Annotated in this window: 10 protein-coding genes; 3 read left to right on the top strand and 7 right to left on the bottom strand. The window is 44.9% G+C overall.

Translation table 11 applies throughout. The annotated features are described in order from the left end of the window. Nucleotides 1–87: 87 nt before the first annotated feature. The 7 genes from panC to sfsA all read right to left on the bottom strand — a co-directional run bounded on the left by panC (nt 88) and on the right by sfsA (nt 6,012). The gene (gene panC / locus L4C38_RS06150) at nt 88–963 is read right to left on the bottom strand and encodes a pantoate--beta-alanine ligase (protein WP_428796657.1); all 876 of its coding nucleotides are present in this window, start codon (nt 961–963) and stop codon (nt 88–90) included. Between the two features lie 11 nt (nt 964–974). Then, a complete protein-coding gene (gene panB / locus L4C38_RS06145; protein ID WP_428796656.1) occupies nt 975–1,769 on the bottom strand; it encodes a 3-methyl-2-oxobutanoate hydroxymethyltransferase in 795 nt (264 codons plus the stop codon). 23 nt (nt 1,770–1,792) lie between these two features. Continuing rightward, complete coding sequence (folK, locus tag L4C38_RS06140; protein ID WP_428796655.1) at nt 1,793–2,278, bottom strand: 2-amino-4-hydroxy-6-hydroxymethyldihydropteridine diphosphokinase; 486 nt, start codon at nt 2,276–2,278, stop codon at nt 1,793–1,795. Next, entirely contained in the window at nt 2,275–3,651 is a 1,377-nt protein-coding gene (pcnB, locus tag L4C38_RS06135; RefSeq protein WP_428796654.1) for a polynucleotide adenylyltransferase PcnB, read from the bottom strand. Before pcnB ends, folK begins: the two co-directional genes overlap by 4 nt. 87 nt (nt 3,652–3,738) lie before the next feature. Further along, a complete protein-coding gene (gene gluQRS / locus L4C38_RS06130) occupies nt 3,739–4,629 on the bottom strand; it encodes a tRNA glutamyl-Q(34) synthetase GluQRS (protein ID WP_428796653.1) in 891 nt (296 codons plus the stop codon). An 84-nt stretch (nt 4,630–4,713) separates the two neighbouring features. Next, nucleotides 4,714–5,160 carry an RNA polymerase-binding protein DksA gene (gene dksA, locus L4C38_RS06125; RefSeq protein WP_428796652.1) on the bottom strand — a complete coding sequence of 149 codons (447 nt, stop codon included), beginning with the start codon at nt 5,158–5,160 and terminating at the stop codon, nt 4,714–4,716. Nucleotides 5,161–5,292: 132 nt separating this feature from the next. Then, nucleotides 5,293–6,012, bottom strand: coding sequence for a DNA/RNA nuclease SfsA (gene sfsA / locus L4C38_RS06120; RefSeq protein WP_428796651.1), 720 nt, complete (start codon nt 6,010–6,012; stop codon nt 5,293–5,295). Between the two features lie 27 nt (nt 6,013–6,039). Here sfsA and hrpB point away from each other — a divergent pair, with 27 nt between their 5' ends. Genes hrpB through L4C38_RS06105 form a run of 3 tightly spaced genes read left to right on the top strand, consistent with a single transcriptional unit; the run spans nt 6,040 to nt 13,232 of the window. Beyond that, the gene (hrpB, locus tag L4C38_RS06115) at nt 6,040–8,532 is read left to right on the top strand and encodes an ATP-dependent helicase HrpB (RefSeq protein WP_428796650.1); all 2,493 of its coding nucleotides are present in this window, start codon (nt 6,040–6,042) and stop codon (nt 8,530–8,532) included. A 2-nt stretch (nt 8,533–8,534) separates the two neighbouring features. Then, nucleotides 8,535–10,895 (top strand): penicillin-binding protein 1B, encoded by a 2,361-nt coding sequence (mrcB, locus tag L4C38_RS06110; protein ID WP_428796649.1) that lies wholly within the window; start codon nt 8,535–8,537, stop codon nt 10,893–10,895. A 42-nt stretch (nt 10,896–10,937) separates the two neighbouring features. After that, complete coding sequence (locus L4C38_RS06105; protein ID WP_428796648.1) at nt 10,938–13,232, top strand: patatin-like phospholipase family protein; 2,295 nt, start codon at nt 10,938–10,940, stop codon at nt 13,230–13,232. Nucleotides 13,233–13,350 lie beyond the last annotated feature (118 nt).

Genomic DNA, 13,350 nt, shown 5'->3' with positions numbered 1-13,350 from the left:
AGGGTTGGCACTGTGCCAACCCTTTTTTCTATTTTACTACATCGCTATTTTGCTATATTGCTTAGTACAACATAACAACAACCAGCTCTAATCTGAGCTATCTTCGCCGTCCGCATTCATATCAACAGTTTGGTTGTCTATAAGGCGTGCTTTGCCTAAGAAGGCTGACATCAAAATCACCGCTTGGATAGTTTCAGTGCTAACAGGCAGTAGTGTTCGAGCATCGCGAATAAAGATTTCATCTGGCTGTAAACCAGCTGCGCGTAACTGATCACTCGCATCTTCAATGATTGATGCGTAATCATCACGACCACCACGTATAGCACTGCTAATCCAACGCATAGTACGAGCCAAAACTGGGGCTCGCTGACGTTCATCAATAGTGAGTAGACCGTTACGAGAACTCATGGCCAAGCTGTCCATTTCACGAACGGTAGCGACACCGACGATCTCGATGTCCATAGCTAAGTCATCTACCATTTTTCGAATGATAGCGAGCTGTTGAAAATCTTTCTCGCCAAAGCAGGCAACGTCAGGTTGAACAATATTGAACAGCTTAGTGACGATAGTCGACACACCACGGAAATGACCAGGACGTGAAGCACCTTCAAGCATGCTGGATAACCCCGGAACTTCAACACATGTTTGCTTATCTAATCCTTCTGGGTAGATAGTCTCAGGTGTTGGTGTGAATACTAGTTCAACCCCTTCACCGTTGAGCTTGCTTAAGTCGTCATCAAGTGTACGAGGGTAGCTATTAAGATCGTCAACGCGCTCAAACTGCATTGGGTTAACAAAGATGCTCACCACAACAACATCCGCTTGTTCGCGTGCTTTACGTACTAGAGTGAGATGACCTTCGTGTAAATTACCCATCGTCGGTACAAAAGCGATTTTGCGACCTTCACGCTTATACTGTTTGATCTGCTCGCGAAGAGCCGAAACCTCAGCAAATGTATGCATGATGTGCTCCTTTAGGCAATCGTATGAGCTTCGCCAGGGAAAGCGCCAGTTTCCACGTCTTGAATGTATTTAGTTACTGCTGTGCGCATGTCACCAGTCTCAGCAAGGAAGTTTTTAGAAAACTTAGGCATGTAGTTTGCTGCAACTCCGAACATATCGTGCATAACTAGAATCTGCCCATCGGTCACATTACCAGTGCCAATACCAATGACAGGGACATCGAGTACCTCAGTAATGCGAGCGGCAAGCTCTTGTGGTACACACTCGAGCAGTACGATTTGCGCGCCAGCTTCTTGTAGAGCTAATGCATCACGTACCATGCGATCTGCTTTGTCCTGTTCGCGACCCTGTACCTTAAAACCACCAAAAATGTTGACTGATTGTGGTGTTAAACCTAGATGAGCACACACAGGTACAGCTCGTTCTGTCAGCATTCTTACGGTATCAACTAACCAGTCGCCACCTTCAATCTTAACCATGTTGGCACCAGCACGCATTAGCTTGCCTGCGCTCTCACAAGCTTGCTCAGGGGTGGCGTAGCTCATAAATGGCATATCAGCCATCAATAAGCAATTTGGGCTACCAACGCGTACACAGCGCGTATGGTAAGCAATGTCGTCAACCGTTACTGGTAATGTGCTTGATTCGCCTTGCAATACCATGCCTAAGGAGTCACCCACTAAAAGAACCGGCATTTCTTGCTGTTCAAATAGTTGAGCAAAACTTGCATCATATGCAGTAGAAGAAGCAAATTTACGACCTTCTTGTTTCCATTTCATTAGGTCGTTGATAGTGATTTTTTTCATTTTATTTCCTTACGAGGATCTGGCTATGATTGCCAAACGCTTAGCCCATTACGGTCGACTTTTTCAAGTAACTGTAATAACGCAGTTCCATCAGGGAGGATTAAATCTGGTGCGATTTCCGTAAGCGGGTAGAGGACGAATTCTCTTTCGCGCATCCCATAATGTGGAACAACCAATCGTTCAGAATCGATCTGTTTATTGCCGTAAAGTAGGATATCTAGATCTAAGGTTCTTGGGCCCCAGCGCTCTTCTTTACGCACACGACCCTGCTCAAGCTCGATAGTTTGTGTGCAATCGAGCAATTCTAGGGGCGTTAATTCAGTTTCAATCGCCACGACTGCATTGATGTAGTCGGGCTGATTTTGAGGCCCCATAGGTGTACTACTGTACAGCTTTGAAGCCTTTATAAATTTAGATTTTGGTAGCAATTTCAAAGCATCAATGGCCGCATTAGCTTGCGTGACTGGGTCTGCTAAATTGCTACCAACCGCGATGTAAACGGTGATCATGATTCACTTTTACTCTTACGGAAGTTTCGTTTATTTCTATTGTTGTTTTTACGACGGCGCGTATTCGGCTTGTCTGACGAGCTATCATCAAGATCGGCAACCATCGCTTGGCGCATATTGCGACCTGCATTTTGGAAGGTATTCCACCATTTAGCCAACAGCTGAGTTTCACCCCCTTCAATTTCGCCACGCATTTCAAGGAAGTCGAAACCCGCGCGGAACTTATTGAGTTCCATAAGGCGAAATGCACGTTTACCACTGCGACGCGGTAAACGCATCTGTAGCTGCCAAATTTCACGAATTGTTGCCGTGTGGCGACGAGGGATAGCAATGCTACGCACTTGTTCATCAAGAATGTAGTTGCTTGCTTCCATTACGGCGTCGTAATCACATAGGTTACGAGATTCCATCAACTCGTCCGCTTTGGCGAGTAGTGGGTACCACAACATCGCCGCAAACATGAATGCAGGGTTGATGCGCTTGCCTTCTTCTACTCGGATGTCTGTAGAATCGAGGACTAAGTCCAGCATTTGCTCGGCTTTTGATGCGTAACCTTCGGTGAAAAATTCTGATACAGCAGGGAATAATTGCTGGAACAGATTGTATTCACGCATGAGATGATAGGTTTCCAGACCATGACCTGTCTGCAGCATTTTCAGCGACTCTTCGTAAAGTCGAGCCGCAGGGATCTCTTTAAGTAGGTGCGAGAGTTCTTCGATCGGCGCTGCTGTGTCTTCTTCGATATCGAAGTCGAGTTTGACGGCAAAGCGGATCGCTCGCAGCATGCGAACAGGATCTTCGCGGTAGCGAGTATCAGGGTCGCCAATCAATCGAATTAGCTTATCTTCGAGATCTTCAATGCCGCCAGCGTAATCGTGGATCGCATAGTTGGCGATGTTGTAATACATCGCGTTAATCGTGAAGTCTCGGCGCTCAGCATCTTCGTCAATAGAGCCGTAAACATTATCACGCAGCAACATGCCTTCTTTCGATTGCATCGCTACATTTTTGCTTGGTTCTTGATGATGACCACGGAAGGTCGCAACTTCAATAACATCTCGCCCAAACATAATATGGGCCAAACGAAAACGGCGACCGATAAGGCGGCAGTTTTTGAATAATTGGCGAATTTGCTCAGGGGTTGCGTTAGTCGCAATGTCAAAATCTTTTGGGATTTGGCTAAGCAATAGATCGCGAACACCGCCTCCTACAAGATAAGCTTCAAAGCCAGCGCCATTAAGTCGATAAAGCACCTTCAGTGCATTATCACTGATTTGCTTGCGCGAAATATTGTGCTCTTGACGAGTTAGTATATTTAGAGCGAGTTCAGGAAAGCTGATTGTCTCGCTTGGTGCATAATCGTTTCTATTCATGTGCTTTTGGCAAAACACGGTCTTTAAACCGGCTCTGCTTCCATCTGAATTCTGAGGCCATAGGGCGAATTTTCGGCTAATGATAGCTTACCAAGGACGATTTGAGAATCTTGGTGTGATCTCGGTAGTATTTGGTAGCTGACAAATATGCCAATTTTTTACTCCCCAAGCGATGATTTCGGCAAGGGAGGCGCTAGCAACATCGTGATCCAACTCAAAACCTAAAAACTGCATGGCTGCTAATAAAGCTGGTTTGGGGTTGAGATTATCAATCGCAGGGGCATGATTTTGCTTTGACAACTTTTGACCATTATCACCCAGTACTAGTGGTAGGTGCAAATAGCTAATAGGTTGTTTTCCTAACATTTTATATAAGCTTATTTGGCGACCTGTTGGTTCAATTAAATCGGCCCCACGAACTACTTCCGTGACACCTTGAGCAATATCGTCCAATACGACGGCAAGGTTATAAGCAAATAAGCCATCACGACGTTTGATAATAAAATCTTCATCTGCCAGTGTTTTGGGAATGTTCAATAAGCCATGCTTTTGGTCGACAAATTCATAGATTGATTCTGTCATACGTAAGCGCGTTGCCATCGAATTATCATTAGTTAGTTTTTTATCGCGGCATGTACCAAGGTAGTGACCGCCACTTTGCTTAATTTCTTTGCGGGTGCATTGGCAGAAATAGGCCTGACCCGAAGCAATCCAAGCATCGATCTGCTGCTGATATAAGTGATGGCGCTGGCTTTGATAAATAACTTCGCCATCCCACTTTAATTGAAAAGCCTCTAAAGTGTGTAGAATCAGTTCGGATGCACCAAGCATTTCCCTTGGTGGGTCAAGGTCTTCAATACGAACAAGCCATGTTCCTTGGTTGGCTTTGGCTTGAAAATAACTGCCCAAGGCTGCAACTAAAGAGCCGAAATGGAGTGGTCCAGAAGGTGACGGAGCAAAGCGACCAATGTATGTCATAGATGCACCAAATTGCGGTTGAAACTAGTGAAAAACCAAAAAGGGAGCTTTAAGGCTCCCTTTTAAATAGTCATCTGCAATGAATTAACCTTGCATCTGTCTCTCTTTCATCTCGGCAAGAGTTTTACAGTCGATACAAAGATCAGCTGTAGGACGAGCTTCTAGACGTCGGATACCGATTTCAACACCACAAGATTCACAAAAGCCGAAATCTTCGTCTTCTAACTTGCTTAACGTTTTTTCAATCTTCTTGATCAAGCGACGTTCACGATCTCGGTTGCGTAGTTCTAGGCTGAATTCTTCTTCCTGAGAAGCACGGTCCACTGGATCTGGAAAGTTTGCCGCTTCATCTTGCATATGGTGCACAGTACGCTCAACTTCTTCTCTGAGCTGGTTGCGCCAAGCTTGTAAAATCTTTCTAAAGTGAGCCATTTGCTCAGGTGACATATATTCTTCACCTGGCTTTTCTTGATATGGTTCAACACCAGCAATGGCTAGGATGCCTATCGCTTTTTTTTTCAATTCTGGCATGCCGCATCTCCTACTAACACCTAGTCAACTGCTTGAGCAGCTAATTTAAGGCGGGTATCTATAGCAAAAAGAACTTTGGGAGGCAAATACTGTTGAGTAAAGTTAACGCCTATGTGAAGACTGCATCATTTTTTAGCTGCGATAACTGAAATCGACAGCCTTTACGAGCTCAATCCCACTTTCGGAAATTTTCGCTTTGTAGCACAAAATTTCCACCCCTTGTTCAGTCGCTATTTTCAGTAATTGTGAATAGTTGGCGTCTATATGGTGTGCCGGCGATACTTTTTCAATACCTGAATGCAAAACAATAAATAAAAGTATTGATCGACTACCATTTTTTACCATCTCGGTTAGTTCGCGTAGATGCTTTTGACCTCTTGTCGTGACTGCATCTGGAAAATAACCCTGCCCATTATGTTGTTGATCCAACAGCGTTACACTTTTGACCTCGACATAACAGGTTGAGCGAGTCTGATCTTCAAGCAAGATATCTATCCGACTATTTTCACTACCGTATTTTACTTCAGTGCGTAATTGGTTATAGCCTTGAAGCTCACGAATAACACCTTGTTCAATGCCTTCTACCGCTAACTGGTTAGCTCGGGCGGTGTTGATACATATCCGGTGCCCGGCTTTGGTTTCGCTTAACTCCCAGCTATTTGGATATTTACGCTTGGGATTGTCAGACGTTGAAAACCACACTCGATTACCGGAGTCAGCACAACCAGTCATTGCGCCAGTGTTGGCACAATGAATAGTACGCTCGCTTCCATCTTCAAACGTAATGTCGGCTAAAAATCGTTTATAGCGTTTAATTAAAGTAGCTGATTGTAGGCTAGGTTCAAACTTCATTTAGGACTAGGACTGGTTTTATGTACAATGTTGCCAACATTACATCATAAGGCTTTCCCATTGTCACAATTGCCCATTGAAGGCGTGATGTCTGAGCTCATCTCAGGCGTGCGCGACTATTGTCAATTAATACTTAAAGCCGCGCCCGGAGCCGGTAAGTCAACCTATTTCCCTCTGCAATTAATTAAGCAAGGTGTGGTTAAAGGGAAAATAGTGATGCTAGAGCCGCGTCGATTGGCGGCGCGCAATATAGCTCGCTATTTGGCTGAGCAATTGGGCGAGTCTGTGGGGGAGCGGGTTGGCTATCGGATTAGAGGTGAGAGTCAAGTCAGCTCAGTGACGCAATTAGAGATCGTTACTGAAGGTATCATGACGCGAATGCTCCAGAGCGATCCAGAGCTTAATGGTGTTGATTTGATCATTTTTGATGAATTTCATGAGCGCAGCATTCATGCCGATATGGGATTAGCGCTTTGTTTAGAGATTCAAGAAGCGTTGCGAGAGGATTTAAAGCTAGTGGTGATGTCCGCCACGCTGGAGCAGCAAGCGCTCGCACGATTAATGCCCGATGCACATTATATTGAATCCCATGGGCGTAGTTTTCCGGTGGCATTTCGTTATCAAGCCTTAAAAGCGAACGAACGTTTTGTTGATGCGATGGCAAAACAAATTCAGAATTTGATGCAGAGTGAATCGGGGTCGTTGTTGGCTTTTTTACCCGGAGTTGCCAGTATCCATCAAGTTCAAGAACGTTTAACCGATCTTGCGGCTGACATTGAGGTTTGTCCTTTATATGGGCAGTTGAACTTTAATCAGCAACAAGCTGCCATCCAACCGGCTGCGAAGAACAAGCGCAAAATTGTACTCGCCACCAATATTGCTGAAACTTCTTTGACGATTGAGGGGATTCGATTAGTGGTGGATTCTGGTTTAGAGCGTGTGGCGAAGTTTGATCTAAAAACAGGTATTACTAAATTGGAACAAGTGCGTATTGCACAATCATCGGCAGAGCAAAGAGCCGGACGAGCGGGGCGGGTAGAGCCTGGTATCTGTGTGCGTCTGTATAGTGAAAGCCAGTTAAACCAGCAGCCTTACGTACCAAGCGCAGAAATATTGCATTCTGATTTAGCTCCATTGGCAATGGAACTTGCACAATGGGGGTGCAGTGATGCAAACGATTTAAAATGGTTAGATGTACCAGCAAGGAGTTCTTTGGCTCAGGCTCGGGCGTTGTTGCTCTCTTTAGGATTAATGGACGAGATGTTTCAGTTAACCGCAATGGGACAGAGAGCGCAGCAGTTGGGGTTGGAGCCACGCATCAGTTCGATGCTAGTACAAGCGAGCAATAATAAGGATTGGGTCAATACCGCGATTGTTATTGCTGCACTGATTGAAGAGCCAGAGCGCAATGTGTTGGACTTTTCTCACAGCGTGCAGCGTTTTATAGCCAATAAACACAGCAAGCAGAAGCTAGTACAACAAAGAGCACAAAGTTTAGCGAGCAAGCTAAAGAGTAAATTTGTATTGTCTGATGTTGATGAACGTTTAGTCGCTATATTGCTAGCTCTGGCGTTTCCTGATCGGGTTGCTCAACGTCGTTCTCAGGGGGAAAGCTTTTTACTTGCTAATAGTCATGGCGCAAAAATGAGAGCTAATGAACCATTGGCTGATTGCGATTACGTTGTCGCGATTGATTTGATACGCAGCCATGGCGATTCGGCTTTCATTCATCTCGCGGCGGAAGTGGACATCAATCAACTGAGACATCAATTGAGTGATAAATTTATTCACTCAGAAATCGCGGATTGGGATGATAAGCGTGGGCGATTAGTTGCTGAAGAACGCGTATATTGGGGGCGTTTGGTGGTAGAGACCCGTGCTCTTGCACAACCGCCAGCAGAAAAGATAACCGAAGCACTGTTAAACTACGTGCGCCGACAAGGATTAGCGTGCCTAAATTGGAGTAATGCAACCAAAGAGCTATTGGACCGTATTCGCTGTGGTTGTCAATGGATGCCTGAGCAGACATGGCCACAGTTTGATGAAGCTGCATTATTGGAGAATTTGGAACAATGGCTGGGGCCTTATTTGGTTGGCATAACCACCGCCAAATCACTTAAGCAGGTTAATGTTCGTGAAGCGTTATTGGCGTATTTAGGCTGGCCACTCAATCAAGAGATTGATCTGTGGTTGCCAACGCATTTCCAATTACCAACAGGAACACAGAAGAAAATTGTGTATCAAGTTGGGCATGAGCCAGTGTTGTCTGTTCGCATGCAAGAAGTGTTTGGTGAACACAGTTCACCGACTGTTGCACTAGGACAAAAAACCGTAGTGTTAGAGTTGCTTTCACCTGCTCATCGCCCACTGCAACGTACCAGTAATCTTGCAAGTTTTTGGTCAGGATCGTACCAAGAAGTTAAAAAAGAAATGAAAGGTCGTTATCCTAAGCACGTTTGGCCGGACGATCCGGCTAATCATACTGCTACCACCAAAACCAAGAGGCAGCTCAATCAATAGCCATGACGAATAAAACCAGTAAAACACCACGTAAACCCGCAGCCAAAAAAACGGCTAAGCGCAGTAAATCAAACCCAAGAAAAAAGCCGCCGGTTAAAGGCAGCAAGTCTTGGTTGAAAACGCTATGGGGAATTAGTTGGAAGCTTGCATTGATCGGGTTTTCGGTCATGTCATTTATTGGCATCTATCTCAACAGCCTAGTAGAACAGAAATTTGAAGGGCAGTTATTCGAGTTGCCTACGGTGGTCTATGCGCGAATTTTAAACCTTGCACCCGGTGATGAAATTAACATTAAAGAGGTGCGGAATGAGCTGGATGTACTTAATTATCGTAAAGTTAACCAGCCAAAATATCCGGGGGAATACTCATCTTCCTCGACTAGAATTGAACTAATTCGGCGTCCTTTTGAGTTCACTGATGGACCTGAACCTGATCGTCATGTGATGCTGCATTTTGATCGTTCCGGCTTAAATCGAATCCAATCTTTGGAAAGAACTGGCGATCTTGGATACTTGAGAATAGAGCCTAAGATGCTCGGTATGCTGGAGAAAAATCGTGATGAGCAACGCTTGTTCTTGCGTCGTGAACAGTTCCCAGAGTTGATGGTTGATGCTCTACTGGTTACCGAAGATCGCGACTTTTATAAACATGATGGTGTCTCGCCGCTCGCGATTGCTCGTGCCATGGTTGTGAACATCAAAGCGGGTCGCACAGTGCAAGGGGGGAGCACCTTAACTCAGCAATTAGCTAAAAACTTGTTTTTGACCAGTGATCGCACCTTATGGCGGAAAATTCGAGAAGCTTATATCGCGATTATCTTAGATTACCGTTATGACAAAGATCGTATCTTAGAAGCGTACCTCAACGAAGTGTACCTCGGGCAAAGTGGCGGTGAAGCCGTGCACGGGTTTGGCTTAGCTGCGCGTCTTTACTTTGGTCAGCCAATTCAAGAGCTGCGAATTGATCAATTGGCATTGCTAGTGGGGATGGTGAAAGGTCCGTCTTACTACAATCCAGTCCGCTATCCTGAACGTGCGAAAAAACGTCGCGACTTAGTGCTACGCTTGATGATGCAACAAGGTTATTTAACCTCGAGCGAATTTGATCATGCTGCGAGCCGTCCTTTAGATATCCAAGATAATCCGCGCATTGCGAGCCGTCAGCCTGCATACTTTCAGCAGCTTAATATTGAGCTGAAAGAAAAAGTGGGCAGTGCATTTGAAGTGGATAAAGGGCTTAAAGTCTTTACTTCACTCGATCCAGTTTCTCAGCATCAATTGGAAAAAGCGATAGAGAAGAAGATCCCACAGTTGGCTAAGGTTGCAGGTAAAGAGTTGGAAGGTGCGGCTATCGCTGTTGATCGTCATAGTGGCGAAATCCGCGCCATGGTCGGTGGTAAACGCACTGGCTATGATGGCTTTAACCGAGCGCTCAATGCCAGTCGTCAGATAGGTTCATTAGCCAAACCGGCCGTGTATCTAACCGCACTGCAACAACCAGAGCGTTACAATCTAGCTACGACGCTACACGATAAGCCTATTAGCCTGAAAGGTTCGAAAGGTAATGTTTGGTCGCCACGTAACTATGACCGAAAGTATCGTGGAGATGTACCTCTTTATATCGCATTGGCTAAATCTCTCAACGTGCCTACCGTTCAGCTTGGCATGCAGCTTGGTATTCCTAATGTGATGGATACGTTTGAGAAGTTGGGTGTTGATAAGCAAGAGATCCGCCCAGTACCGTCGATGTTCCTTGGCTCATTCAGCTTGACGCCCTTTCAAGTGGCTCAGATGTATCAGACTTTGACCAACTCGGGTAAACAAGCGAAGCTTTCTTCATTGCGATCTGTTGTGGATATGGAAGGCAACGTACTTTACCAATCGTTGCCAGTTGCCAAGCAAACAGTTGACCAACGGGCCGCTTGGTTAACTACTTATGCGATGAAGCGTGGCGTGGCTGAAGGTACCGGACGATATCTAAACAATCAGTTCGCCTCTGCGGCGTTGGCCGGTAAAACGGGCACCAGTAATGACACCAAAGACAGTTGGTTTGTTGGTATTGATGGCAGAGAAGTTACCACGATTTGGCTAGGACGAGATGACAATAAAACCACTAAATTAACTGGTTCAAGTGGAGCGTTACGCGTTTATGCAGAGTACTTGCAGCATCGTATTCCAAGCAAGCTGCTTTTACCTTGGCCAAAAGGTATCTCTACGATCGGATTTTCTAAAATGTCTGATGGTGGCTTAGCACTTGATTGCGATAATAATTTTAAGCTGCCAGTTTGGGATGAACATGGTAAGTTGCAGAAAGAGTGTAGTAACCAACCCGCTGATTGGCTGAAGAAAATTTTTACCTGGTAGGTTACCAATAAGCCCTAAGATGACGGGCGAATGAACAAGGAAATGTCACCGTTGAAAAAGCTTGGCCTGTTATTGACGATAGTTTCGTTTGTTGCAACTGGCGTAGTAGCTGCACAGCAGCCGTCCGAAATTGAACGACCTAAAGTCGCTCTGGTACTCGCTGGTGGTGGTGCGAAAGGCGCAGCTCATATTGGTGTGCTGAAAGCCTTGGAGAAAATGCATATTCCGGTAGATTTCATTACCGGAACCAGCATGGGCGCCTATGTCGGTGGTTTGTATGCGACGGGCATGAGTGCCGATGAAATTGAAGCGTTTATTATCAGTGTCGATTGGAATAACGGCTATCGAGATCGTGTGGATCGTAGCCAGCGTCGAGTGCGTGACAAAGAGTATGAAGATCGTTATCAATTAACCACCGACATTGGTATTGATTGGGGCGGCATTAAGGGCACGCGAGGGGTAGTACAAGGACAAGGTATGCTGCGTATTTTGCGTGAAACCACTGGCAACCTTCCGGCTTTTGCTTCATTTAATGATTTAGCTATTCCTTATCGTTCTGTTGCAACGGATATTATTGAACTAGAGCCTGTTGTCATCGACCATGGTTATCTGGTTGATGCCATGATGGCAAGCATGTCTGTGCCGGGAGTTCTCCCTCCTTATCGTATTGGTGAGCGATTATTGGTTGATGGCGGTGTCACTAATAATATGCCTGTTGATGTCGCGCGTACACTTGGCGCTGATGTGGTTATTGCAGTTGATATCAGTACTGATTACAAGCAAGAAGAAGAATTCACCGATCTGCTAACGATAGCTGATCAGTTATCTAACTACTTAGTTCGTCGCAGCACCAATCTACAAGCTGATACTTTGACTGAGAAAGATCTCCTGTTGCGACCACAAGTTGGTGATATGGAAACCACAGAATTTGATCGAATGCCTGAGGCGTATCGTGAAGGTTTGCGTATCGCCATGGATCAGCAATCTCGCCTCCAGTCACTGGCATTAAGCAGTGCCGACTATCAACGCTATGTTGATACGAAACAAGCCGCGCGTAAGCAGCTAAAGTATGGTGATGAGACGGTTATCAATGATGTAGTGATCAATAATATGACTCACTACAGTGATGCCTTATTAGAGAATCGTCTGAATTTAGAACCTGGACGAGCTTTGACCACTAAAGAGCTTGAGCAGAGCATACAAGATCTTTACGCATTAGATCGTTTTGAACTCATCAATTATCGCTATGCTGAACAAGATGGAGAAGATGTACTTGTCGTCGATGTGAATGAAAAGTCATGGGGACCAAACTACATGAACTTTCGTTTCTTTTTAGAAGATGATTTTAATACGGATAGCCAATACTCCATTGGTGTCTCAACCAACTTTACAGACATTAATCAAAATGGCGGTGAGCTGCGTACTAACCTTGAAGTGGGTACCGATAAATTAGTTGAAGCAGAGTTTTACAGCCCGTTCTTATTTAACCAAAAGCTGTTTACTACCGTTGGTCTTGAATACAGTAAACAAAAACGAAATGCACCACTGTCTGGTTTTGAAGATACCAGTCTTGAGGCAACTAAGGACTTTCTCCCTGTTAGTTATAATGAGTGGGTCGCGGAATGGACATTAGGCTACCAAGAAACGTTATGGCGCGAGTTTAAAATTGGTTTGCGTTACACCAATGGTGATGGGTTATTTTCAACCCTTCCTTCTTTGGGTGATGTATCTTTCAAACGCCACGGTATTTTTGCTAACTACCGTATTGATACGTTAGACAATTACAATCTGCCAACTCGAGGCATTTATCTTGATCTCAACTATTTAGTGTCGCGAGACAAAACTGAAGGTGATGAGTCCTCCATTTTTGCGGGCAGTGAAACCGATGTTTCTTATGAGCTTGGTGGTATTTTTACTGCAGCAACCAGTTTTTCTCGCCATACTTTGGTCGCAAATATTGAAGCTGGGTTGGTTGAAAGCCAAAACTCAACTCTACCTATCGATCCACAAGAGATCGGTGGTTTTTTGCAGCTATCTGGTATCCCCCGAAATAGCCTGATCGGTAAAAATAAAGTGTTTGGCAGTTTGGTCTACCGTTATCGTTGGTTTGACAATGATTTTGGTCTATTTACTTCACCATTCTACTTAGGTGCTTCCATAGAGTACGGTGGCGTATGGTCTGATCCTGATATCGGGCTTTCAGATGCGCCGCTCTATACCGCTGGCTCAGTATTTGCTGGGATTGATTCGCCTATTGGACCAATCACCTTTGCTTATGGGCGTACTGAAAATAATTTTGATTCGGTGTATTTGATAGTGGGTACGTCGTTCAAATAAGTGAATATAAATTTGGTTTTTACCCAAATAATCGTTTGTACTTGGCAAAATTAGTACGCTAACCATAGAACTTTAGTCTTAAGTTGCTATGTTGGTCAAAATGACGAGTTTTTAATTT

It is taken from the genome of Vibrio kasasachensis (genome assembly GCF_050337565.1).
Taxonomy (GTDB): Bacteria; Pseudomonadota; Gammaproteobacteria; order Enterobacterales; family Vibrionaceae; genus Vibrio; species Vibrio kasasachensis.
The sequence above is the reverse complement of the archived record's forward strand: the minus strand, read 5'-3'. Positions and strand labels throughout refer to the sequence as shown.

Bases quoted from the DNA above. Each gene is read 5' to 3' on its own strand.
- panC (WP_428796657.1), bottom strand. From the start codon at position 963: ATGCATACATTTGCTGAGGTTTCGGCTCTTCGCGAGCAGATCAAACAG.
- panB (WP_428796656.1), bottom strand. From the start codon at position 1,769: ATGAAAAAAATCACTATCAACGACCTAATGAAATGGAAACAAGAAGGT.
- folK (WP_428796655.1), bottom strand. From the start codon at position 2,278: ATGATCACCGTTTACATCGCGGTTGGTAGCAATTTAGCAGACCCAGTC.
- pcnB (WP_428796654.1), bottom strand. From the start codon at position 3,651: ATGAATAGAAACGATTATGCACCAAGCGAGACAATCAGCTTTCCTGAA.
- gluQRS (WP_428796653.1), bottom strand. From the start codon at position 4,629: ATGACATACATTGGTCGCTTTGCTCCGTCACCTTCTGGACCACTCCAT.
- dksA (WP_428796652.1), bottom strand. From the start codon at position 5,160: ATGCCAGAATTGAAAAAAAAAGCGATAGGCATCCTAGCCATTGCTGGT.
- sfsA (WP_428796651.1), bottom strand. From the start codon at position 6,012: ATGAAGTTTGAACCTAGCCTACAATCAGCTACTTTAATTAAACGCTAT.
- hrpB (WP_428796650.1), top strand. From the start codon at position 6,040: ATGTTGCCAACATTACATCATAAGGCTTTCCCATTGTCACAATTGCCC.
- mrcB (WP_428796649.1), top strand. From the start codon at position 8,535: ATGACGAATAAAACCAGTAAAACACCACGTAAACCCGCAGCCAAAAAA.
- L4C38_RS06105 (WP_428796648.1), top strand. From the start codon at position 10,938: ATGTCACCGTTGAAAAAGCTTGGCCTGTTATTGACGATAGTTTCGTTT.